The sequence below is a fragment of the Pseudomonas sp. AC193 genome (genome assembly GCF_979258075.1).
In genome coordinates, this window is the sequence record NZ_OZ409832.1 from 5,598,456 (window position 1) to 5,620,828 (window position 22,373).

The following is a 22,373-nucleotide window of genomic DNA, read 5'->3' on the forward strand; positions in this document are numbered from 1 at the left end:
TACGGGCATTTTTTTGGACTGCGAAACGACGCTTAGATGGTCAGCGTCCAGTCGTAGTCGACGATCAGCGGTGCGTGCTGCGAGAACCGTGGCTGACGCGGCAGACGTGCGCTGCGTACAAAGCGGCGCAAGCCCGGTGTCAGGATCTGGTAGTCGAAGCGCCAGCCCAGATTGAGCATCTCGGCCTGTTCGTTATCCGGCCACCAGCTGTACTGGTCGCCTTCACGGCTGACTTCGCGCAGGGCATCGACATAACCCATGTTGCCGACAATCTCGTCCATCCAGGCGCGTTCCGGCGCCAGGAAGCCCGGGGATTGCTGGCTGTCGCGCCAGTTCTTGATGTCGAGCTTCTGCTGCGCCACGTACAGCGAGCCACAATAAATGTACTCGCGGCGTTTGCGTCGCTGTTTGTCCAGGTACTTGCCGAAGTCGTCCATGAGCTTGAACTTCTGGTTCAAGTCCTCATCGCCGTTCATCCCCGAAGGGAGCAGCAAGGTGGCAATACTGACTTTGTCGAAATCTGCTTGCAGGTAGCGCCCGTAGCGGTCGGCCGTCTCGAAACCGAGACCGCTGATGACAGCCTTCGGTTGCAACCGCGAATACAAAGCCACGCCGCCTTGGGCAGGGACTTCAGCATCGCAGGCATAAAGGAAGTAGCCATCCAGTTGGAAGGCTGGGTCATCCAGTTCAAAGGCGGAGGCACGGGTGTCCTGCAGGCAGATGACGTCGGCATTCTGAGCTTGCAGCCAACTGAGCAAACCGCGCTCGACTGCCGCCTGAATACCATTGACGTTCACACTGATGATCCGCATAAATGGCCCCAAAAATCGCGTGCGTGTATGATACACGGCGTCAAGCTAATTAGCTAAATCCGTGGTATTTGGGGTTTTTTTCATGCAAGCGTATCAGCGCGATTTCATTCGTTTTGCCATCGATCGCGGCGTTTTGCGCTTCGGTGAGTTCACCCTGAAGTCCGGGCGCACCAGTCCTTACTTCTTCAACGCCGGCCTGTTCAACTCGGGCTCGGCCCTGGCGCAGCTGGGGCGTTTCTACGCCGCAGCCATCGCTGAAAGCGGCATTCCCTTCGACGTTCTGTTCGGCCCGGCCTACAAAGGCATCCCGCTGGCGGCCACCACCGCCGTCGCGCTGGCCGAGCATCACGACCGTGACCTGCCATGGTGCTTCAACCGCAAGGAAGCCAAGGCCCACGGCGAAGGCGGCAGCCTGGTCGGCGCGCCGCTGACCGGCGACGTGCTGATCATCGACGACGTGATCACCGCAGGCACCGCGATCCGTGAAGTGATGCAAATCATTGCTTCGCAGGACGGCGCCAAGGCTGCCGGCGTGCTGATCGCGCTGAACCGTCAAGAACGTGGCAATGGCGAGTTGTCGGCGATTCAGGAAGTCGAGCGTGATTTCGGCATTCCGGTGATCAGCATTGTTTCGCTGAATCAGGTTTTGGAGTTCCTCGCGGATGATCCGCAGCTCAAGCAGCATCTGCCAGCCGTGGAAGCGTATCGCGCCCAGTTTGGCGTCTGATACGACATCATTCTGTAGGAGCTGCCGGAGGCTGCGATCTTTTGATCTTAAAAACAGAATCAAAAGATCGCAGCCTTCGGCAGCTCCTACAGGGGGTTCGATTTAGCGCAGGTTTCTCCATTTTTTCAGCAGTTTCAGGGTCAATCCTGCGTTGATCAGTACAAACGCCAGCAACGCCAACACCACCATCACGTACAACGTGCGATCCACATCAAAATCCCACAGATCCAGCGTGCTGCTGCGAATAATCCCCACCGCAGCCGGCAAGTTGACGTAGAACAGCGCCGCAAATGCGCACGTCAACGGCAGCGCCCGCCCGAAAAAAGCTTCGCGAACCTTGTCCCTGCTGCGCTTTCTGTTCAGCGGCCCCGACTGGTGCTCATCCAGCGTCAGCGCTTCACTGAGCGCCGGCCACGCCAGGTTGAACAGGAAGGTGGTCAGGGTCAGCAGCAAGCCACTGACCGCGACGATGTCACTGAACGGCATTCAGGCCCAGCGTTGCGCAGAGCAAGGCGTGGCTGTCCTCGCTGATCTCGAACTGCCCGGCGCTGCCCTTGCGCTTGGTGATGGGTTTGAAGGTTGGCTCGTTCTGCGTGATCAGCATGTTCAGCTCATCGCGTATCACGTCCGAGCTGATGACCACCAGAAACACGGTTTGCGCGTATTCAGCCGTCTCGATCACCGCACGCATGCTGTGCTGGAGGATGTCGTCGAGCTGATTGCGAAAGCGCGACACGGTGTTTTTCAGCAGGGTTTTGCTTTGGCTTTGAGTCAGCTGAAAGATCGTCGAGATCTGCGATTCAGTCGGCAAGGTCTGCCCGAAATAGCTCTGAATCAGGTAGAGCAGACGATCCTGCTTGGCCTCGTCAGCGCGGCTGGGCATGCCGCCTTCGACCAGCATTTTCAGGTATTCGGTCAGGCTGGCCTTGGCGATGCGCTGCAAGGCGTGGGTGATTTCCGCGTCACCAATGCGCAAGGTTTTCTTGACCGGTTCCTTTTGTTCCAGCTCAAAAGCGGCGGCGTCGATCGTGAACGAGATCTGCATGGCTCAGGCGCTCCGAGTTATTTCCCGCTGGTTTCCGGGTATGGATCCTGAGGCGCATCGCCTTGGCCACTGAGGACTTTCCAGCCCTTGAGCGGGTGCGAGGCTTCCGTGAAGTCAGGGCATGGCGGCATCGATTTTTGCGAAGGGCCTGAATACTCTCGGCCGCAGTCCACACAGGCGTAGGTGCCAGCCGAAATGTCACTGCCGTAAGGAACGCTGTCTTTTTGCATGGGTAAATCTCCGGTGGATGAAGGGAAGATCCTAGGGAGATTTGTTCTGCGGTGATGTCGGACGTTTCGCTGAGTTATGTCGGACGTTTCTTGCGCGCATAAAAAAGATCGCAGTCTTCGTCAGCCCCTACAGAAATTTCATACAAACGAAATTCGCTTATGTAGGAGCTGCCGCAGGCTGCGATCTTTAGCCTTTCAGCAATCAGTGACGCTTGCGATTACTGATCAGCGTACCCACACCGGTATCAGTGAAGATTTCCAGGAGGATCGCGTTCGGCACACGACCGTCGATGATCAACGAACTACCGACGCCGCCCTGAACCGCTTCCAGCGCACAACGGATCTTCGGCAGCATGCCGCCGTAGATGGTGCCGTCGGCAATCAGATCGTCGACCTGCTGCGTGCTCAGGCCGGTCAGCACGGTGCCCGACTTGTCCATCAGGCCGGCGATGTTGGTCAGCAGCATCAGCTTTTCAGCTTTCAGCGCTTCGGCGACTTTGCCAGCCACCAGGTCGGCGTTGATGTTGTACGACTCACCGTTGGCGCCGACGCCGATTGGCGCGATCACCGGGATGAAATCACCTTTGACCAACAGGTTGAGCAAGTCGGTGTTGATCCCGATGACTTCGCCCACGTGGCCGATGTCGATGATTTCCGGCTGGGTCATCTCCGGGGTCTGGCGGGTAACGGTGAGCTTTTTCGCACGAATCAGCTCGGCGTCTTTACCGGTCAGGCCGATGGCGCTGCCGCCGTGGCGGTTGATCAGGTTGACGATGCTTTTGTTGACCTGACCGCCCAAGACCATTTCCACAACGTCCATGGTCGCCGCGTCGGTGACGCGCATGCCATCGACGAAGTGGCTTTCGATCGACAGGCGCTTGAGCAGATCACCGATCTGCGGGCCGCCACCGTGCACGACCACCGGGTTGATGCCGACGGCTTTCATCAGCACGATGTCGCGGGCGAAGCCGGTTTTCAGCTCCTCGCTTTCCATCGCGTTGCCGCCGTATTTGATCACCAGGGTCTTGCCGACATAACGTCGGATATAAGGCAGCGCTTCGGACAGGCACCTTGGCAGTGTTGGCGGCGGCATCGCGTTCGAGGGTCATTCAGGGCTCCGGGTGGATCAGAACGGTAGTTGGAGATCAGGTGCAACACGTTTCAATTGGGCGTGGAACACGTCCTTGATGCGCTGCAATTCAGCCTCGTCATCGGCCTCGAAGCGCAGGACCAGCACCGGTGTGGTGTTGGACGCGCGCACCAGGCCCCAGCCTTTGGCGTAATCGACTCGCACGCCGTCAATGGTGGTCAGGTCAGCGCCTGCGCCCCACTGTGCGTCGTGCAGTGCATCAATGATGCTGAATTTGCTCTCTTCGGTCACATGGATATTGATTTCCGGCGTAGAAATATCGTTCGGGAAGGTCGCAAACAGCTCTTCCGCAGTAGATTTTTCCTTGCTGAGGATCTCCAGCAGCCGCGCGGCGCTGTAGATGCCATCGTCGAAACCGAACCAGCGCTCCTTGAAGAAGATGTGCCCGCTCATTTCACCGGCCAGTAGCGCACCGGATTGTTTCATTTTCTTTTTGATCAACGAATGACCGGTCTTCCACATTAGCGGACGACCGCCGTATTCCTTGATCAGCGGCACCAGACGACGGGTGCATTTGACGTCGAAAATGATCTCGGCGTCCGGGTTGCGCGCAACCACGTCACGGGCGAACAGCATCAGCAGACGATCCGGGTAGACGATGCTGCCGGTGTTGGTCACCACGCCGACACGGTCGCCGTCGCCGTCGAAAGCCAGGCCGATGTCGGCGTTGGTTTCCTTGACCTTGGCGATCAGGTCGACGAGGTTTTCAGGCTTGCCCGGATCCGGGTGATGGTTCGGGAAGTTGCCGTCGACTTCGCAGAACAGCGGGATGACTTCGCAGTTCAGCGCTTCGATCAGTTGCGGGGCGATCACGCCGGCCGCGCCGTTGCCGCAGTCGACCACGACCTTCATGCGCCGCGCCAGTTTGATGTCCTGGACGATTTCGGTGTTGTAGCGGTCGAGGATCTCGACCTGGGTGACGCTGCCGGTGCCGCTGCTCAGATTGTTGGTCTTGATACGCTCATGCAGCACCTGAATCTGTTCGTTGGCGAGGGTGTCGCCGGCGATGACGATCTTGAAACCGTTGTAGTTCGACGGGTTGTGGCTGCCGGTGAGCATCACACCCGACTTGCCGGCCAGCACGTTGGCGGCGTAGTACAGCGCTGGCGTCGGCACCAGGCCGACATCGCTGACATGGCAGCCGCTTTCGGCGATGCCGCGAATCAGCTCGGCAACCAGCTCTGGGCCGGACAAGCGACCGTCGCGACCGACGGACACATTCGGCTCACCTTGAGCCAGGCTCTGCGAACCGATGGCGCGGCCGATCCAGTAAGCGGTTTCGGCATTGAGGAATTCCGGCACGGTGCCGCGAATGTCATAGGCGCGGAAAATGCTGTCGGGCAGCTTCGGGGCGATCTTGGCTGGGGTGCTCATCTACGGAAATGCTCCATCTCGAAAGTGGCGGGACAGACCGACGAATCGTTCGACGGCAGGCTCAAACTGAAGGGTATGACGGCGTTTTCCACAGAGAGTTCGTGGTATGAAAGGGCCATGACGCCTCGGCTGGCGTGGCTTTCGGCCGGCAAAACCTTGATTTACGGTGTTAAAACCTGTCGCACAAATTGAACAAATTTCTCTTCTGTAGGAGCTGCCGAAGGCTGCGATCTTTTGACTTTGTTTTTTAAGATCAAGATCAAAAGATCGCAGCCTGCGGCAGCTCCTACAGGAGATTCATCCGGTTATTTGGTGCCGGTATGGCCAAAACCGCCGGTGCCGCGTTCGGTTTCGACGAACTCTTCAACCATTTCGAAGTGCGCCTGTACCACCGGCACCAGCACCAGTTGCGCCAGACGTTCGCCGACGGTCATGGTGAAATCGCTCTGGCCACGGTTCCAGCAGGACACCATCAGCGGGCCCTGGTAGTCGGAGTCGATCAGGCCGACGAGGTTGCCCAGCACGATGCCGTGCTTATGGCCCATGCCCGAGCGCGGCAGGATCAGCGCGGCAAGGTTCGGGTCGCCGATGTAAACCGACAGGCCGGTGGGGATCAGCACCGTTTCACCCGGCTTGATCACGATGTCCTGCTCCAGCATGGCGCGCAGGTCGAGGCCGGCGGAGCCCGGGGTGGCGTATTGCGGCAGCGGGAAATCGGTACCGATGCGTGGGTCGAGGATCTTGGCTTGCAAAGCGTGCATGTAAATTAAACCTGGTTCAGACGTTCGGCGATAAAAGTGACCAGTTGGCGAGCGATCTTGCTCTTGCTGGTTTGGGCGAAAACCGTGGCGTGCAGCTCACGGTCAATCACGCTGCAGGCGTTTTCTTCGCTGTTGAAACCGATACTCGGGTTGGCGACGTCGTTGGCGACGATCAAATCGAGATTCTTGTCCTTCAGCTTGCGTGCAGCGTAGTCGAGCAGGTGTTCGGTCTCGGCAGCAAAGCCGACACTGAACGGACGGTCGGGACGGGTCGCGATGGTGGCCAGAATGTCTGGATTGCGCACCATTTGCAGGACGAAGCCATCACCGCTCGTAGGATCTTTCTTGAGTTTTTGCGGGGCGATGACTTCCGGGCGGTAGTCCGCAACCGCTGCCGAGGAAATAAACACGTCGCACGGGATCGCCGATTCACACGCCGCGAGCATGTCGCGGGCGCTGACCACGTCGATACGCGTGACGCGATCTGGGGTCGGCAAGTGCACCGGGCCGCTGATCAGCGTGACGCGGGCGCCGGCTTCAACCGCTGCTTCGGCGAGGGCAAAGCCCATTTTGCCGGAGCTGTGGTTGGTGATGTAGCGCACCGGATCGATGTTTTCCTGAGTCGGGCCGGCAGTGATCACCACATGTTTGCCGGTCAGTGCCTGGCGCTGGAAGCAGTCTGCCGCGCACTGTGCGAGGTCGGTGGCTTCCATCATCCGGCCCATGCCGACGTCGCCGCAGGCTTGACTGCCCGAGGCCGGGCCGAAGGTCTTCAGGCCACGGCTTTCCAGGAGTTGCAGGTTGGCCTGGGTCGCCGGATCGCGCCACATCGCCTGATTCATGGCCGGCGCGACAGCGACGACAGCGTCAGTGGCGAGCACCAGCGTGGTCAGCAAATCATTGGCAATGCCTTGCGCCAGACGCGCGAGCAGGTCGGCGGTGGCCGGGGCGATCAGCACCAGATCGGCCCACTTGGCCAGCTCGATGTGGCCCATCGCGGCTTCGGCGGCCGGGTCGAGCAAGTCGAGGTGCACCGGGTGGCCGGACAGCGCCTGCATGGTCAGCGGGGTGATGAATTCGGCGCCGCCGTGGGTCATGACCACGCGCACTTCGGCGCCCTGATCGATCAGGCGACGAACCAGATCGGCGCTCTTGTAGGCCGCGATGCCGCCGCCGACGCCCAGAACGATGCGTTTCCGATACAGCCGCTGCATAGGTCTGCCTTTCATTTCGTGGGTGACATACGTGGCGAAACCCCCTCCCCAGGGTGAATCCGCCCGCAAAAAAGATGGGCTAAGATATCACAGCGACCGCTACGGAACAGCGGCGCCCACTGACAGGGAAGTGCTATGAGTATTCGTGATTGGCCCGCGGCTGAACGCCCGCGGGAACGCTTGTTGGAACAAGGTGCGGCGAGCCTTTCGGATGCGGAACTGCTGGCGATTTTCCTTCGTACCGGCGTGCCGGGGAAAAGTGCGGTGGATCTGGCGCGGCATTTGTTGAGTCAGTTCGGCAGCCTGCGTTTGTTGCTTGAGGCCGATCAGGATGCCTTCAGCAAACAATTGGGTTTGGGCCCCGCAAAGTACGCGCAGCTGCAAGCGGCGCAAGAAATGGGCAAGCGGCATCTGGCCGAACGCTCGCGCGAGAAGCCTGCGCTGGAAAATCCACAGGTCGTTCGTGATTACCTCAAAGCCATGCTGAGGCATGAGCCTCATGAAGTGTTCGGCTGTCTGTTTCTCGATTCAAAACATCAGGTGCTGAATTTCGAGGCGCTGTTTCGCGGCTCGATTGACAACACCAGCGTGCATCCCCGGGAAGTGGTGAAGCGTGCGTTGGCTAACAACGCGGCGGCGGTGATCCTCTGCCATAACCATCCGTCGGGGAACACGGATCCGAGTCAGTCAGATCGGTTGCTGACCAAGCGACTGCAGAAAGCTTTGGATTTGATTGATGTGCGGGTGCTCGATCACTTCATCATCGGTGACGGCGAGCCGCTGTCGATGGCGGAGTGTGGCTGGATGTAATCCTCAAAGAAAAACGCAACCCCCTGCGGGAGCGGGCTTGCTCGCGAATGCGCTAGATCATTCAACACAATTGTTGACTGATATGACGCCTTCGCGAGCAAGCCCGCTCCCACATTGGGATCTGCGGTGTGATCGGTTATTTGAGGTTGACCTTGGAGTAGTCCTGACGGCCAAACGGGCTGACGGCGTAGCCCTGCACGTCCTTACGCGTCAGCGCATACGCGGTCGGGTGCGCCAGCGGCAACCACAACGCCTGCTGCTGAATCTGCGCCTGCGCCTGCTCGTACAGCTTGGTGCGTACACCTTGTTCGCTGGTGGTCTTGCCGGCGCTGATCAGCTTGTCCAGATCGGCATTGCAGTAGCGCGCGAAGTTAGTCCCCGACTTGACCGCCGCGCAGGAAAACTGCGGCGTGAGGAAGTTATCCGGATCACCGTTATCGCCGGCCCAGCCCATGAACAACAGATCATGCTCGCCCGCCTTGGCGCGACGAATCAGCTCGCCCCACTCGATCACGCGGATTTCCGCCTGAATACCGATCTCTGCCAGATCCGACTGCAGCATCTGTGCGCCGAGGCTTGGATTCGGGTTGAGCAGGCTGCCCGACGGACGCGTCCAAATGGTGGTCTGGAACCCATCCTTCAAACCGGCCTTGGCCATCAGCGCCTTGGCTTTGGCGATGTCATGAGGATAGCCCGGCAGGCTCTTTGCGTAGCTCCAGGTATTCGGCGGGTAAGGGCCGTTGGCGGCTTCGGCGGTGTCTTCAAACACAGCCTTGATGTAGTTGGCCTTGTCGAAGGCGAGGTTGATCGCCTGACGCACTTCCGGCTTGTCCAACGGCGGATGCTGACTGTTGATGCCAACGAAAGCGGTCATGAACGCGTCAGTCTTTTCGACTTTTAATGTCGGCTCTTTCAGCGCGGCTTGTACGTCGAGTGGTTTCGGCGACAGGGCGATCTGGCACTCGTTGCGTCGTAGCTTTTGCAGGCGCACGTTGGCGTCCGGGGTGATGGCGAAGATCAGCGGATCGACCGCAGGCTTGCCACCGTAGTAGTCCGGGTTGGCCTTGTAGCGGATCGCCGCGTCTTTCTGGAAACGATTGAACACGAACGGGCCGGTGCCGATTGGCTGGCTGTTGAGCTTGTCCGTCGCGCCGGCCTTCATCAGTTTGTCGGCGTATTCAGCGGAATAGATCGAGGCGAAGCCCATGCTCAGGGTCGCCAGGAACGTCGAGTCCGGGTGATCAAGGGTGAAGCGCACGGTCAGCGGATCGAGGGCGTCGATCTTCTTGATCAGTGCTGGCAACTGCATCGACTGCGCGTGCGGGAAACCGCTCTGGGCGACTTTGTGCCACGGGTTCGCCGGGTCGAGCATACGATCGAAGCTGAATTTGACGTCTTCAGCGGTCAGCTCGCGGCTGGGTTTGAAGTAGTCGGTCGTGTGAAATTTCACCTGCGGATGCAGTTTGAACACATACGTCAGGCCATCGGTGCTGACTTCCCAACTGTCGGCCAGGCTCGGCACGACTTTGCCGCTGGCGGTGTCGAAGTCCACCAGACGGTTCATCAGCACGTCGGCCGAGGCGTTGGTGGTGGTCAGCGAGTTGTATTGCACCACGTCGAACCCTTCCGGGCTGGCCTCGGTGCAGACGCTCAGCGCGGCGGCCTGGGCCAGAGGGCTCAGCAGGAGCGGGGCGAGCAACAGGGGTAGGGCAGCGAGGCGCATGGTCGGTTTCCTTTTACAGATCGAAGGCCCATCTGCAAGTGCAGTCTGGAAAAGGCCTACCCTAGAGGGCTGGATTACAAATGACTATCCCCTTTTTGCATTTTAAGGGCACAGTGATGGCGGTTTTTCAGACCACGGCGCTGCGCAAAAAGTCTGAAAGCCGTGTGCAGACGATTTTCTTCGACGAGTGGTAAAAACCGGTGCCGGCCTTTATCCAAAGCGTTCGCAGGTCGAAAAAGCGCTTTTTTGTGGATTGATTGCACACGGAAAGTTGTTGCACCCCGGTCTTTCTGGTATAAAGCAGCGCTCTTTTCTAGGGGCCCGGTTCCTTCACTGTAGGTGTAGCCGGTAAGACCTCTAAAGAAACGCGGCGCCTGGCGCCAAATGACTGAGAGATTAAGCGGCCAACCCATGCCGGGTTGGGCATGTGGTTTTAGAGGGCTGAGGCATGTCGAGAGTATGTCAAGTTACCGGTAAGGGTCCGGTGACTGGGAATAACATTTCCCACGCAAACAACAAAACCCGTCGTCGTTTCCTGCCGAACCTGCAGCATCACCGCTTCTGGGTTGAAGAAGAGAAACGTTTTGTGCGTCTGCGCGTATCTGCCAAAGGCATGCGTATCATCGACAAGCGTGGCATCACTGTCGTGCTCGCCGAACTTCGCCGCGATGGCAAGATTTAAGGGAGCTAATCATGCGTGAATTGATTCGTTTGATCTCGAGCGCCGGTACTGGTCACTTCTACACTACCGACAAGAACAAGCGTACTACCCCGGACAAAATCGAGATCAAGAAATATGATCCGGTTGTTCGCAAGCACGTGATCTACAAGGAAGGCAAAATCAAGTAATTGATTTTTCCCGACTTACAAAAAAGGCCCGTATCTCACGATGCGGGCCTTTTTTGTTGCCTCCGGTTTCTGCGGTTGTCTGTGCGTGCCTCATCGCGAGCAGGCTCACTCCTACATTGGAATGCGGTCACCTGTAGGAGTGAGCCTGCTCGCGATAGGGCCGGATCAGCCAGCAAAAATCCTCAAGCCTTCTGTTCGAAAATCACATAAATCTTGCGGCAAGCCTCCAGCACTTCCCAAGTGCCACGAAACCCCGCCGGAATCACAAACCGGTCGCCAACACGCAAGGTCTTGGCATTGCCATCGCTGTCCCGCAGTACCGAAACGCCCTGCAAAATCTCGCAGTATTCGTGCTCGGTGTAATTCACCGTCCACTGCCCAACCGCACCTTCCCACACGCCAACGCCCATCTGCCCACACGGACTGTCGTACTGATGGAACACAGCTTGTTCCGGATCACCCTTGAGCACTTTCGCCGGATCCGGGCGATAGCGTTCGGATCCGCTGCTGGTCAGACTGATGTCGACGACGTTCTGGATGTTCATTGTTGTTATCCCCTGTGAATACGGCGCGATTGGCTGGAAAGGGCCAAAGTCTATGTTGATTAAAATCAACACCGCAAGGCCGTATGGCCACCTTATGTCAAATATATTGAAACAACCCCGGCCGCTGGTTTAGGGTGGCGGGTGCCTCTGGCCGAAATAACCGGCTGGCCGGGCAGAATTCTTGAGGACGCTGGCGAAGATCGCGCGGCGCTCGTATTCAATAAGCGGAGGACACTCGAAATGACCACCCTGACTCGTGCCGACTGGGAACAACGCGCCCGCGACCTGAAAATCGAAGGCCGCGCCTATCTCAATGGCGAATACACCGACGCCGTCTCCGGCGAGACCTTCGAGTGCATCAGCCCGGTCGATGGCCGTCTGCTCGGCAAGATTGCCAGCTGTGACGCCGCCGACGCGCAGCGCGCTGTGGAAAACGCTCGCGCCACGTTCAATTCCGGCGTGTGGTCGCGTCTGGCACCGACCAAACGCAAAGCCACCATGATCCGTTTCGCCGGCCTGCTCAAGCAGCACGCCGAAGAACTGGCCCTGCTCGAAACCCTCGACATGGGCAAGCCGATCAGCGATTCGCTGTACATCGACGTTCCGGGCGCGGCGCAAGCGCTGAGCTGGAGCGGTGAAGCGATCGACAAGATTTACGACGAAGTGGCAGCGACGCCGCACGATCAGCTCGGTCTGGTAACCCGCGAGCCCGTCGGTGTGGTCGGCGCCATCGTGCCGTGGAACTTCCCGCTGATGATGGCCTGCTGGAAGCTCGGCCCGGCGTTGTCGACCGGTAACTCGGTGATCCTCAAGCCGTCGGAAAAATCCCCGCTGACCGCCATCCGCATCGCCGCGCTGGCCGTTGAAGCCGGCATTCCGAAAGGCGTGCTCAACGTGCTGCCGGGCTACGGTCACACCGTTGGCAAGGCGCTGGCCCTGCACAACGATGTCGACACGCTGGTGTTCACCGGTTCGACCAAGATCGCCAAGCAACTGATGATCTACTCCGGCGAATCGAACATGAAACGCGTCTGGCTCGAAGCCGGTGGCAAGAGCCCGAACATCGTCTTTGCCGATGCGCCGGATCTGCAAGCCGCAGCTGAATCCGCTGCCAGTGCCATCGCCTTCAACCAGGGCGAAGTCTGCACTGCCGGTTCGCGTCTGCTGGTCGAGCGTTCGATCAAGGACAAATTCCTGCCGATGGTGATCGAGGCGTTGAAAGCCTGGAAACCGGGCAACCCGCTGGATCCGGCGACCAACGTTGGTGCGCTGGTCGACACGCAGCAGATGAACACCGTGCTGTCGTACATCGAATCCGGTCACACCGATGGCGCCAAACTGGTCGCCGGCGGCAAGCGCATTCTTCAGGAAACCGGCGGCACTTACGTTGAGCCAACGATTTTCGACGGCGTGAGCAACGCGATGAAGATCGCTCAGGAAGAAATCTTTGGGCCAGTGCTGTCGGTTATCGCTTTCGATACCGCTGAAGAAGCCATCCAGATCGCCAACGACACGCCGTATGGCCTGGCCGCTGCGGTGTGGACGCAAGACATCTCCAAGGCCCACCTGACCGCCAAAGCGCTGCGCGCCGGTAGCGTGTGGGTCAACCAATACGACGGCGGCGACATGACCGCACCGTTTGGTGGCTTCAAGCAGTCGGGCAACGGCCGCGATAAATCGCTGCACGCGTTCGACAAATACACCGAGCTGAAAGCGACGTGGATCAAGCTGTAAGCCGTTAAAGGGAGCCCGGTCAGGCCGGGCTTCCTGCCAAACAGAGATCCCCTGTGTGAGCGGGCTTCCTGACCAAACAGATATCCCTGTGGGAGCGAGCTTTTGTGGCGAGGGGATTTATCCCCGTTCGGCTGCGAAGCAGTCGCAAAATCAGTGCGCGCGGTGTACCTGATACATCGCGCTTGCAGGTTTTGGGGCCGCTACGCGACCCAACGGGGATAAATCCCCTCACCACAAAGGTTTGCTCCCACAGTGGTTTTGTGGTGCACATAAAAAAATAATCCACAGGAGCGTGGAACATGCGTTGGGCGACGTATTTCGCCGTGTTGGCGTCTGTCTTGAGTGTCGGCGTGGCCCTGGGGGTCAGCATGCCGTTGGTGTCATTGCGTCTGGAGGGCTGGGGCTACGGTTCCTTCGCCATCGGTGTGATGGCGGCGATGCCGGCGATTGGCGTGTTGCTCGGCGCGAAGATTTCCAGTCATCTGGCGGCGCGCTTCGGCACGGCGAACCTGATGCGCCTGTGCCTGTGGGCGGGCGCGTTGTCGATCGGCTTGCTGGCGCTGCTGCCGAGCTATCCGATCTGGTTGGTGCTGCGGCTGATGATCGGCGTGATCCTGACCATCGTGTTCATCCTCGGCGAGAGCTGGATCAATCAACTGGTGGTCGAGAACTGGCGTGGTCGCTTGGTGGCGCTGTATGGCAGCAGCTATGCGTTGAGCCAGTTGTCTGGCCCGTTACTGCTGGGCGCGCTCGGCACTGAAGACGATTACGGATTCTGGGTCGGCGTCGGCCTGCTGCTGGTTTCGCCGTTGCTGTTGTTGGGTCGCAGCGGTGCGCCAAGCAGTGAAGCGAGCAGCGTGACGTTCCGCGATTTGTGGAGCTTTGCTCGCGATCTGCCGGCGATTGCCTGGGCGGTGTCATTGTTTGCCGCGTTTGAGGCGATGATCCTGACGCTGCTGCCGGTGTATTGCCTGCAACAAGGCTTCACCGCCGAGATCGCTTTGGCGATGGTCAGCACCGTGGTGGTCGGTGATGCGTTGCTGCAACTGCCGATTGGCGCATTGGCCGATTACCTGTCGCGGCGCACGCTGTTCGCGGGTTGCGCGGTGGTGTTGATGTTGTCGAGTCTGGCGATTCCGCTGTTGCTCGATACGCTGCTGATCTGGCCGCTGTGGGTGCTGTTTGGTGCCAGTGCTGGCGGGTTGTTTACGCTGTCGCTGATCTTGATTGGCGAGCGTTATCGCGACGATGCGCTGGTGCGGGCGAATGCGCATATCGCGCAACTGTGGGGCGTGGGTTGCCTGATCGGGCCGTTGGCGGCGGGGGCGGGGAGTCAGTGGATCAGCGGGCATGCGTTGCCGCTGTTGATGGCGATCGGGGCGTTTGGGTTGGTGATATTGCTGTTGCGTCAGGGGGCATTCGGCCCGGTGACCGAGCCTGCGTAGATCAAAAGATCGCAGCTTTTGGCAGCTCCTACAGGGGAATGCATTTCAAACTGTAGGAGCTGCCGAAGGCTGCGATCTTTGGCTTTTTAAAGCATGCGTTCCAGGCCGACGGTGGTGCTGAACCACGCATTAAACCGTCGCCACCAACTCCCCGGCTCCTTGGTCAGCGTATGTATCTGGCCATTGTCTTCAGTGACCCAGACAATCTGACCATCCTGCAATTTCGCCTGATAACTCAACGCCGGCGCCATACCCTGCAACGCCAACTCACGCACATGCTCAGCCAGCTCTGGACTGTCCACCAACACCCCGACCTCGGTATTCCACAACACCGAACGCGGATCAAAGTTGAACGAGCCGATAAACGATTTCTGTCGATCAAAAATCATCGCCTTACTGTGCAAACTCGAATCCGAACCGCGGAACGACTTGCTGTAAAACACATGCGGGCCGCTGCCATCGTTATCCCCAGGCTGGCGCCGCAACTCATATAGCTTCACACCGTGCTCCAGCAGCGCCTTGCGATACGGCGCGTACCCACCGTGCACCGCCGGCACGTCGGTGGCTTCCAGTGAGTTGGTCAGCAGGCTCACGGAAACACCTGCATCGGCGCGCCCGGTCAGATAGACCAGCCCCGGTTGCCCCGGCACAAAGTACGCCGAGATCATGATCAGCTCTTTGCTGACGTTTTTCAGTTCCGGCGCCAATTGCGTGGTCAGCAGCAAGTGCGGATCCGGCTCATCCTTGGCCAGTACCTTGCTCGGCGCGTCCCACAGCGCCTGATTCCACGCCCAGATCAGTTCGTTGCGCCAGATGTCCATGCGCGGCTCGGTGGTGAAGGTCATCAACTGCTGATACAGCGCGTGATTCTGTTGGCGGGTTTCTTCCAGCGATTCTTCCAGGCGCGTGCGGGTGTTCTGCAAGTCTTTGGCGGTCGGTTTGCTCGAGAGAAATTCATCGATCGGCTTGCTCAGCGCGCTGTTCCAGTATTGATCGAAACTGTGCCCGAGCTGCTCGGCCACCGGCCCCATGCTGAGCATGTCGATGTCGGTGAAATTCAGGTTCGGCTCGGCATCGAAATACTCATCGCCCAGATTGCGCCCGCCGACGATGGCCGCGCTGTTGTCCGCCAGCCACAATTTGTTATGCATGCGCCGGTGCTGCAGCGACAGGTTGAACAGGCGCCCAGCCGCGCGCGTCACGCCGGTGCTGCGGCCCAGATGCAGGGGGTTGAACAGGCGTATCTGGATCTGCGGATGCGCCGCCAGCGTGGCGATGATCTGGTCGAGGCCATCGCTGGTGGTGTCGTCGAGCAGGATTCGCACGCGCACGCCACGGTCGGCAGCCTTGAGCAATTCCTCGACGAGCATTCGCGTGCTGACGCCGTCGTGGACGATGTAGTACTGCAAATCGAGGCTGACCTGCGCGTGGCGGATCAGCTCGGCGCGGGCAGTGAAAGATTCGGTGCTGTTGGAGAGCAGGCGGAAACCGGACTGCCCTTTGTACGGCGCAGCTTGTGCCTGAATTGAACGGCCAAAGCTCGAGCTGGAGGCCGGCAAAGCCTGGCTTGGCTCGCGCGGCACATCGAGGCTGGCACAGCCGCCTAGAAACAATGTGAGTATCAGCAAAGCGAAGAGGGGCTGTCTGAAGCTCACGTAGGATTTTTCCGGTTGGCGGCTAGGGTCGGCATATGGACGCTGAAGTCTGAGAAAAAGTCAGTCGGCTTCGGCAAGAAGTCGGGTGGCTGTCTCACCGACCTTGCGCACGGCGTCTTCGATCAGGGCCGTCGGTTTGGCAGCGTAGTTCATGCGCAGGCAATTGCGGTACTTGCCCGAGGCGGAAAAGATGCTGCCAACAGCAATCTGTACGCCTTGGTCGAGCAGCGCACGATTCAGTTTCAGTGTGTCGAAACCTTCCGGTAATTCGACCCACAACATGAAGCTGCCTTGCGGGCGACTGGCGCGAGTGCCGGCGGGGAAGTAACGAGTCACCCAATCAATCATCACGTCGCGATTGCGCTGGTATTGCGAGCGCATGCGCCGCAAATGCGGTTCGAAATGGCCGGATTTGAGAAATTCGGCGATGGCGATCTGCGGCTGTGGCGCGGTCGATCCGGTGCTGATGTATTTCATGTGCAGCACGCGCTCGAGGTATCGCCCCGGCGCGACCCAACCAATGCGCAGCCCCGGCGCGAGAGTCTTGGAAAACGAACTGCAGAGCAGCACGCGGCCATCTTCGTCGAAGGATTTGATCGTGCGCGGACGCGGGTAGGTGTAGGCCAGTTCGCCATAGACGTCGTCTTCGATGATCGCCACGTCAAAGCGTTGGGCGAGGGTGAGCAGCGCGCGTTTGCGCGACTCCGGCATGATGTAGCCGAGCGGGTTGTTGCAGTTCGGGGTGAGCTGGATGGCTTTGATCGGCCATTGTTCGAGCGCCAGTTCCAGCGCTTCGAGGCTGATGCCGGTGAGTGGGTCGGTGGGGATTTCCAAGGCTTTCATGCCCAGACCTTTGAGGGTCTGCATGGCGCCGTGGAAGCTTGGCGAATCCACCGCGACGATGTCGCCCGGCTCGCAGATCGCGTGAATGCTGGTGGACAAAGCTTCGTGGCAACCGGTGGTCACGACCAGGTCGCTGGCGCTCAACTGGCAGCCGGAATCGAGCATCAACCGGGCAATCTGTTCGCGCAGTTCGAGGGTGCCGTGGATGTTGTCGTAATACAGACCGGGCATGTCTTGGCGACGGCTGATGCGGGCGAGGCCGCGCAACAACGGTTTCATGGTCGGCGTGCTGATGTCGGGCATGCCGCGACCGAGTTGCACGACGTCCTTGCGCGGTACCGCGCGAATCAATTCGAGGACTTGATCCCACTGCGAAATTTCCACTGGCCGCTGCGCCGGACGGCCCACGGCAGGCAGCTCCGGCAACTCGCGACCGACCGGCACAAAGTAGCCGGACTTGGGTTTCGGCGTGGCCAGTCCGCTGTCTTCGAGCATGCGATAGGCCTGCTGCACCGTGCTCAGGCTGACCCCGTGCTCAACGCTCAAGGCGCGCACCGACGGCAAGCGGTCGCCGGGGCGATAGAAGCCTCGTTCGATGCGCGTGCCGAGCAATTCGGCGAGGTTTACGTAGAGGGTCATTGCGCTGCCTCGGTGCAGGTGATTCGGAAGACCAGTACAGATGCGAGAAAAATCGTCAATTCAGTCTGCAAAGCGGTAAATCTGTATGGAGTTATTACAGTCGCTTTGAATCTGTAATGGTTTTGCTCGCCCGCGCATCATGGAATCTCTGGCTACCCAAGTAAACAGGAGCGACAAAAATGAACGGCTTGAGCGATGTGCGGCTGACGTTACACAGTCAGGAACTGGCGGCAGGGCAGAAGGATCGTGCGCGCAATGAGATCATGCGTAACGCACCGTCCGGCCTGAGCCGCTGGGGTCTGATGTGGCATCGTCTGCACACGCGCAGGGCGTTGCTGAACCTGACGGCGGATCAGCTCAAGGACATCGGGTTGACGCGTGAGCAGGCGCAGGAGGAGGGGTTGAAGCCGTTCTGGCAGATCTGAACGACACCGATCGTTCCCACGCTCTGCGTGGGAACGCCGCCCCGGACGCTCTGCGTCCGCTGTGACGCAGAGCGTCACTGGATGCATTCCCACGCAGAGCGTGGGAACGATCAACAGAGGGGGGGGGCTCAGACCAACTCTTTGAGGCGATGCCACAACATCCCCAACGCCAACAACGGCGAGCGCAAATGCTTGCCACCCGGGAAGGTGATGTGCGGCACCTTGGCAAACAGATCAAAGCCACCGCCGTGCTGCCCGCTGATCGCCTCAGCCAGCAACTTGCCCGCCAGGTGCGTGGCATTCACCCCGTGCCCGGAATAGGCCTGGGCGTAATACACGTTCGGCTGGTCATTGAGCCGGCCAATCTGCGGCAGACGGTTGGCGCCGATGCCGATCATCCCGCCCCACTGATAATCAATTTTCACGCCCGCCAGTTGCGGGAACACTTCGAGCATCTTCGGCTGCATATACGCCGCGATGTCTTTCGGATCACGCCCCGAATAATGGCAGGCACCGCCGAACAGCAAGCGACGATCCGCCGAGAGTCGGTAGTAATCCAGCGCCACTCGCTGATCACAGACCGCCATGTTCTGCGGCAGCAGGTTGTGCGCCTGCTCTTCGCTCAACGGTTCGGTGGCAATGATGTAGCTGCCGGCGGGCAAAACCTTGCCGCTGAGTTGCGGATTCAGATCATTCAGATAAGCGTTGCAGCCGAGCACCAGCGTCTTCGCCCGCACCGAACCTTGGGCGGTGTGGACTTTGACTTCCGGGCCGTAATCGATACGGGTTACTGCCGAGTGTTCAAACAGTTTCACACCCAATTGCTGCGCCGCCGCTGCTTCGCCCAGAGCGAGATTGAGTGGATGCAGATGCCCTGAACCCATGTCGATCAAACCACCGACATAGCGCTTGGAGCCGACCACCGTGTGCATCTCGTTGGCTTGCAGCAAACGGGTTTCGTAGCGATAGCCGAGGCTGCGCAACTCTTCGGCGTCTTCGGCAAAACCTTCGAGGTCGGATGGTTTGTTGGCGAGGTCGCAGTAGCCCCAGGTCAGGTCGCAGGCGATCTGAAAACGCTCGACGCGCTGGCGGACGATTTCCACCGCTTCCAGGCCCATCAGTTTCATCTCGCGCACGCCGTCGCTGCCGACGACGTTGGCGAACTGATCGAGACCGTGGCCGACGCCGCGAATCAACTGCCCGCCGTTACGACCGCTGGCGCCCCAGCCGATCTTGTGCGCTTCCAGCAACACCACGCTGAGCCCGCGTTCAGCCAGTTCCAGCGCCGTGTTCAACCCGGAAAAGCCGCCGCCGACCACGCAGACGTCGGCCACCACGTCGCCTTGCAGCAGCGGATGATCCGGCTGCGGCAAGCTGCTGGCGGCGTAGTAAGAGGCAACGTGAGGTTGGCTCGCGGAGGTGTGGGCGCGGGCGGTCATGGGCGTCATCCTGAGGCGGGGGTGTCGAGAAAATTTGACGGAGCATAAGCCGCACGCCCGAACGGGGGCAACACTGGTCGGCCTGCGGTGTCTGGATCACGGCTTTTGCGGCACAATTGCCGCCTATTTCATCTTGGTTACCGTTTCGATGAGCTGCAACAGCCAGACAGTCCGCACCTTGCGCCAGCAGATTCCCTCGTTCGAGTGCGTGCCCGGCTGCCACGATTGCTGTGGGCCGGTGACCACCTCGCCGGAAGAAATGGCCCGTCTGCCGCGCAAGACCCGCGCCGAGCAGGATGCGGCGATGGAAGAGCTGAACTGCGTGCACCTGGGGCCGAATGGCTGCACGGTGTATGAAGAGCGGCCGTTGATTTGCCGGTTATTCGGCACGACCAAGACTTTGCCTTGCCCGAACGAGCGGCGGCCGGTGGAACTGATTCATCCACGGGTGGAGAAGCAGATATTCGAGTACATGGCGGCGAATCGGCAGGTGCTGGTCTAACGGGTTCACTCGGAAACCAGTCGTGGCCTTCGCGAGCAAGCCCGCTCCCACAGGGGAATGCATTCCAAATGTGGGAGCGGGCTTGCTCGCGAAGAGGCCGGGTCAGGCACCAAAGATCTCAGTCTGGAATCGGCAGGCTCAAGCTCTCCTTAACCTCTTCCATCACGATATAACTCTTCGACTCCCGCACATGCGGCAGCTTCAGCAGAATGTCGCCCAGCAGCTTGCGGTACGAGGCCATCTCGGAAATCCGCGCCTTCACCAGATAGTCGAAATCCCCTGACACCAAATGGCACTCCAGCACGTGCGGCAACTTCAGCACCGCGCGGCGGAACTCCTCGAACGTGTCGCCGGATTTGTAGTCGAGGCTGATCTCGACGAACACCAGCAAGCTACCCTTCAAGTGCTGCGGATTGAGCCGGGCGTTGTAGCCCATGATGATCCCTTCGCGCTCCAGACGCCGCACGCGCTCGGTGCACGGCGTGGTCGAGAGCCCGACCTTTTCGCCCAGTTCGGTAAAGGAAATCCGCCCGTCCGCCTGCAGGATCCGCAAGATGTTGCGGTCGATCTTGTCCAGCTCACGTTTGGTCTGAGTGTTGGTACGCATAGGGGATGCGCCTCCGTGAAAAGGGTTTTTGCCGAGAATTGTCGCCAAATATAGGCGCTTATATAGTGAAAAGCACTGGCATTTCTTTTTTACACTGCGCGCATCATTGCTCTAACAACAGACGTACGCGGCCCCGCCGCGATGAGGGATACAAAAATGCGCGTAATGGTCTTGGGTAGCGGCGTCATCGGTACCGCCAGTGCTTACTATCTGGCCCGTGCCGGGTTCGAAGTAGTGGTGGTCGACCGGCAGCCGGCTGCGGCCATGGAGACCAGTTTCGCCAACGCCGGCCAGGTCTCGCCGGGCTACGCCTCGCCGTGGGCCGCGCCGGGCGTACCGCTGAAGGCGATCAAGTGGCTGCTGCAACGCCACGCCCCTCTCGCGATCAAAGCCACCGCCGACATCGACCAGTACCTGTGGATGGCGCAGATGCTGCGCAACTGCACCGCCAACCGTTACGCGGTGAACAAGGAGCGCATGGTGCGTCTGTCCGAGTACAGCCGCGACTGCCTCGACGAATTGCGCGCCGAAACCGGCATCGCCTACGAAGGCCGCAGCCTCGGTACTACTCAGTTGTTCCGCACTCAGGCGCAGCTTGATGGCGCCGCCAAAGACATCGCCGTGCTGAAAGAATCCGGCGTGCCGTTTGAAGTCCTCGACCGCGCCGGCATTGCCCGCGTCGAGCCAGCGCTGGCGGGTGTCACTGACATCCTCGCCGGTGCCCTGCGCCTGCCGAACGATCAGACTGGCGACTGCCAGATGTTCACCACGCGTCTCGCCGAAATGGCCGTGAAGCTCGGTGTCGAATTCCGCTTCGGCCAGGACATCCAGAAACTCGATTACGCCGGTGATCGCATCAACGGTGTGTGGATCGACGGCAAGCTGGAAACCGCCGACCGCTACGTGCTGGCGCTCGGCAGCTACTCGCCGCAACTGCTCAAGCCGCTGGGCATCAAAGCCCCGGTGTATCCGCTCAAGGGTTACTCGCTGACCGTGCCGATCACCAACCCGGCGATGGCGCCGACGTCGACTATTCTCGACGAGACCTACAAGGTCGCGATCACCCGCTTCGACAACCGCATCCGCGTCGGCGGCATGGCCGAGATCGCCGGTTTTGACCTGTCGCTGAACCCGCGCCGCCGCGAAACCCTGGAGATGATCGTCAACGACCTTTATCCTCAGGGCGGTAATCTGGCCGAAGCGAGTTTCTGGACCGGTCTGCGTCCGACCACGCCGGATGGCACGCCGATCGTTGGCGCCACGCCGTTCAAGAATCTGTTCCTCAACACCGGTCACGGCACCCTCGGTTGGACTATGGCGTGCGGTTCCGGCCGTTTGCTGGCCGACCTGATGGCGAAGAAAAAGCCACAGATCAGCGCCGAAGGCCTCGATATTTCCCGTTACGGCAACAAAATTCAGGAGTCCGCAAAACATGTCAATCCAGCGCCAGCTCACCAATGAGCGCATGAGTCAGATCGTCAGCCACAACGGCACCGTGTACTTGGCCGGGCAGGTCGGCGACGACTTCAATGCCGGGATTGAACAGCAGACCCGCGACGTTCTGGCCAATATCGAGCGATTGCTGGATCTGGCCGGCACCGATAAGCAACACCTGTTGTCGGCAACGATCTACCTGAACGGCATCGATGAGCACTTCGCCGGGATGAACTCGGTGTGGGATCAGTGGCTGCCAAAAGGCGCCGCCCCGGCCCGCGCGACCGTTGAGGCGAAAATGGCCAAGCCGAGCATTCTGGTAGAGATCTCTATCGTTGCCGCGCTGCCGTAACTGTTGTAAAGATCCCTCTCCCGGCGCTGTTGGCGGTTCACGTCGTCAGTCGGCGCCG

General features: G+C 59.7%; 22 protein-coding genes and 2 pseudogenes. 10 read left to right on the forward strand and 14 right to left on the reverse strand.

Annotated features, from left to right (window positions below; genetic code table 11):
* Window positions 1-32 precede the first annotated feature (32 nt).
* Entirely contained in the window at window positions 33-812 is a 780-nt protein-coding gene (locus ACZZ0D_RS25070; RefSeq protein ID WP_007920349.1) for an exodeoxyribonuclease III, read from the reverse strand.
* Window positions 813-894: 82 nt separating this feature from the next.
* Here ACZZ0D_RS25070 and pyrE point away from each other — a divergent pair, with 82 nt between their 5' ends.
* A complete protein-coding gene (gene pyrE, locus ACZZ0D_RS25075) occupies window positions 895-1,539 on the forward strand; it encodes an orotate phosphoribosyltransferase (RefSeq protein ID WP_008078597.1) in 645 nt (214 codons plus the stop codon).
* A 102-nt stretch (window positions 1,540-1,641) separates the two neighbouring features.
* Here pyrE and ACZZ0D_RS25080 read toward each other — a convergent pair whose 3' ends face one another.
* The 7 genes and pseudogenes from ACZZ0D_RS25080 to coaBC all read right to left on the reverse strand — a co-directional run bounded on the left by ACZZ0D_RS25080 (window position 1,642) and on the right by coaBC (window position 7,313).
* On the reverse strand, window positions 1,642-2,025 hold the full coding sequence (locus ACZZ0D_RS25080) for a hypothetical protein (RefSeq protein WP_463554551.1): 384 nt from the start codon (window positions 2,023-2,025) through the stop codon (window positions 1,642-1,644).
* Window positions 2,012-2,584 (reverse strand): hypothetical protein, encoded by a 573-nt coding sequence (locus ACZZ0D_RS25085; RefSeq protein ID WP_053125037.1) that lies wholly within the window; start codon window positions 2,582-2,584, stop codon window positions 2,012-2,014. Before ACZZ0D_RS25085 ends, ACZZ0D_RS25080 begins: the two co-directional genes overlap by 14 nt.
* Window positions 2,585-2,601: 17 nt before the next feature.
* Window positions 2,602-2,814, reverse strand: a complete 213-nt coding sequence (locus tag ACZZ0D_RS25090; protein ID WP_282353532.1) for a hypothetical protein — start codon at window positions 2,812-2,814, stop codon at window positions 2,602-2,604.
* Between the two features lie 202 nt (window positions 2,815-3,016).
* Window positions 3,017-3,923 (reverse strand): annotated as a pseudogene (gene argB / locus ACZZ0D_RS25095) (acetylglutamate kinase).
* 17 nt (window positions 3,924-3,940) lie between these two features.
* A pseudogene (locus ACZZ0D_RS25100) lies at window positions 3,941-5,317 on the reverse strand (phosphomannomutase/phosphoglucomutase); the annotation flags it as partial.
* A 326-nt stretch (window positions 5,318-5,643) separates the two neighbouring features.
* Window positions 5,644-6,099, reverse strand: coding sequence for a dUTP diphosphatase (gene dut / locus ACZZ0D_RS25105; protein ID WP_008086463.1), 456 nt, complete (start codon window positions 6,097-6,099; stop codon window positions 5,644-5,646).
* Between the two features lie 5 nt (window positions 6,100-6,104).
* Complete coding sequence (gene coaBC, locus ACZZ0D_RS25110) at window positions 6,105-7,313, reverse strand: bifunctional phosphopantothenoylcysteine decarboxylase/phosphopantothenate--cysteine ligase CoaBC (RefSeq protein ID WP_053125030.1); 1,209 nt, start codon at window positions 7,311-7,313, stop codon at window positions 6,105-6,107.
* A gap of 135 nt (window positions 7,314-7,448) precedes the next feature.
* Between coaBC and radC the strand changes: the two genes are divergently transcribed.
* Complete coding sequence (gene radC, locus ACZZ0D_RS25115) at window positions 7,449-8,123, forward strand: RadC family protein (RefSeq protein ID WP_053125027.1); 675 nt, start codon at window positions 7,449-7,451, stop codon at window positions 8,121-8,123.
* A gap of 136 nt (window positions 8,124-8,259) precedes the next feature.
* Here the strand turns inward: radC and ACZZ0D_RS25120 are convergent, their stop codons facing one another.
* Window positions 8,260-9,846: an ABC transporter substrate-binding protein gene (locus ACZZ0D_RS25120; protein ID WP_463554552.1), complete on the reverse strand. Its 1,587-nt coding sequence runs from the start codon at window positions 9,844-9,846 to the stop codon at window positions 8,260-8,262.
* A gap of 448 nt (window positions 9,847-10,294) precedes the next feature.
* Here ACZZ0D_RS25120 and rpmB point away from each other — a divergent pair, with 448 nt between their 5' ends.
* Both rpmB and rpmG read left to right on the forward strand, forming a co-directional pair.
* Window positions 10,295-10,528, forward strand: coding sequence for a 50S ribosomal protein L28 (gene rpmB, locus ACZZ0D_RS25125; RefSeq protein WP_007920377.1), 234 nt, complete (start codon window positions 10,295-10,297; stop codon window positions 10,526-10,528).
* A gap of 11 nt (window positions 10,529-10,539) precedes the next feature.
* Window positions 10,540-10,695 carry a 50S ribosomal protein L33 gene (gene rpmG, locus ACZZ0D_RS25130; RefSeq protein WP_003177274.1) on the forward strand — a complete coding sequence of 52 codons (156 nt, stop codon included), beginning with the start codon at window positions 10,540-10,542 and terminating at the stop codon, window positions 10,693-10,695.
* 182 nt (window positions 10,696-10,877) lie between these two features.
* Here rpmG and ACZZ0D_RS25135 read toward each other — a convergent pair whose 3' ends face one another.
* A complete protein-coding gene (locus ACZZ0D_RS25135) occupies window positions 10,878-11,240 on the reverse strand; it encodes a cupin domain-containing protein (protein WP_463554553.1) in 363 nt (120 codons plus the stop codon).
* A gap of 240 nt (window positions 11,241-11,480) precedes the next feature.
* On the opposite strand from ACZZ0D_RS25135, the gene ACZZ0D_RS25140 reads away from it, so the two are divergent.
* Both ACZZ0D_RS25140 and ACZZ0D_RS25145 read left to right on the forward strand, forming a co-directional pair.
* Window positions 11,481-12,974, forward strand: coding sequence for an aldehyde dehydrogenase (locus tag ACZZ0D_RS25140; RefSeq protein ID WP_008086799.1), 1,494 nt, complete (start codon window positions 11,481-11,483; stop codon window positions 12,972-12,974).
* A 299-nt stretch (window positions 12,975-13,273) separates the two neighbouring features.
* Window positions 13,274-14,419 carry an MFS transporter gene (locus ACZZ0D_RS25145; RefSeq protein WP_463554554.1) on the forward strand — a complete coding sequence of 382 codons (1,146 nt, stop codon included), beginning with the start codon at window positions 13,274-13,276 and terminating at the stop codon, window positions 14,417-14,419.
* Window positions 14,420-14,505: 86 nt separating this feature from the next.
* Here the strand turns inward: ACZZ0D_RS25145 and ACZZ0D_RS25150 are convergent, their stop codons facing one another.
* Both ACZZ0D_RS25150 and ACZZ0D_RS25155 read right to left on the reverse strand, forming a co-directional pair.
* Window positions 14,506-16,074: a phospholipase D family protein gene (locus ACZZ0D_RS25150; protein ID WP_463554555.1), complete on the reverse strand. Its 1,569-nt coding sequence runs from the start codon at window positions 16,072-16,074 to the stop codon at window positions 14,506-14,508.
* A 60-nt stretch (window positions 16,075-16,134) separates the two neighbouring features.
* The gene (locus ACZZ0D_RS25155; protein ID WP_463554556.1) at window positions 16,135-17,556 is read right to left on the reverse strand and encodes an aminotransferase-like domain-containing protein; all 1,422 of its coding nucleotides are present in this window, start codon (window positions 17,554-17,556) and stop codon (window positions 16,135-16,137) included.
* 179 nt (window positions 17,557-17,735) lie between these two features.
* Between ACZZ0D_RS25155 and ACZZ0D_RS25160 the strand changes: the two genes are divergently transcribed.
* The gene (locus ACZZ0D_RS25160; RefSeq protein WP_282353584.1) at window positions 17,736-17,981 is read left to right on the forward strand and encodes a DUF1127 domain-containing protein; all 246 of its coding nucleotides are present in this window, start codon (window positions 17,736-17,738) and stop codon (window positions 17,979-17,981) included.
* A 128-nt stretch (window positions 17,982-18,109) separates the two neighbouring features.
* On the opposite strand, the gene ACZZ0D_RS25165 is transcribed toward ACZZ0D_RS25160, so the two are convergent.
* The gene (locus ACZZ0D_RS25165; RefSeq protein WP_159814935.1) at window positions 18,110-19,420 is read right to left on the reverse strand and encodes an NAD(P)/FAD-dependent oxidoreductase; all 1,311 of its coding nucleotides are present in this window, start codon (window positions 19,418-19,420) and stop codon (window positions 18,110-18,112) included.
* 148 nt (window positions 19,421-19,568) lie between these two features.
* Between ACZZ0D_RS25165 and ACZZ0D_RS25170 the strand changes: the two genes are divergently transcribed.
* The gene (locus ACZZ0D_RS25170) at window positions 19,569-19,922 is read left to right on the forward strand and encodes a YkgJ family cysteine cluster protein (protein WP_038359217.1); all 354 of its coding nucleotides are present in this window, start codon (window positions 19,569-19,571) and stop codon (window positions 19,920-19,922) included.
* Window positions 19,923-20,040: 118 nt separating this feature from the next.
* On the opposite strand, the gene ACZZ0D_RS25175 is transcribed toward ACZZ0D_RS25170, so the two are convergent.
* Window positions 20,041-20,529 carry an Lrp/AsnC ligand binding domain-containing protein gene (locus tag ACZZ0D_RS25175; RefSeq protein WP_003177284.1) on the reverse strand — a complete coding sequence of 163 codons (489 nt, stop codon included), beginning with the start codon at window positions 20,527-20,529 and terminating at the stop codon, window positions 20,041-20,043.
* Between the two features lie 156 nt (window positions 20,530-20,685).
* On the opposite strand from ACZZ0D_RS25175, the gene dadA reads away from it, so the two are divergent.
* Window positions 20,686-21,990: a D-amino acid dehydrogenase gene (gene dadA / locus ACZZ0D_RS25180; protein WP_064389549.1), complete on the forward strand. Its 1,305-nt coding sequence runs from the start codon at window positions 20,686-20,688 to the stop codon at window positions 21,988-21,990.
* Window positions 21,962-22,315, forward strand: a complete 354-nt coding sequence (locus ACZZ0D_RS25185; protein WP_053125004.1) for a RidA family protein — start codon at window positions 21,962-21,964, stop codon at window positions 22,313-22,315. Before dadA ends, ACZZ0D_RS25185 begins: the two co-directional genes overlap by 29 nt.
* Window positions 22,316-22,373: the final 58 nt, after the last annotated feature.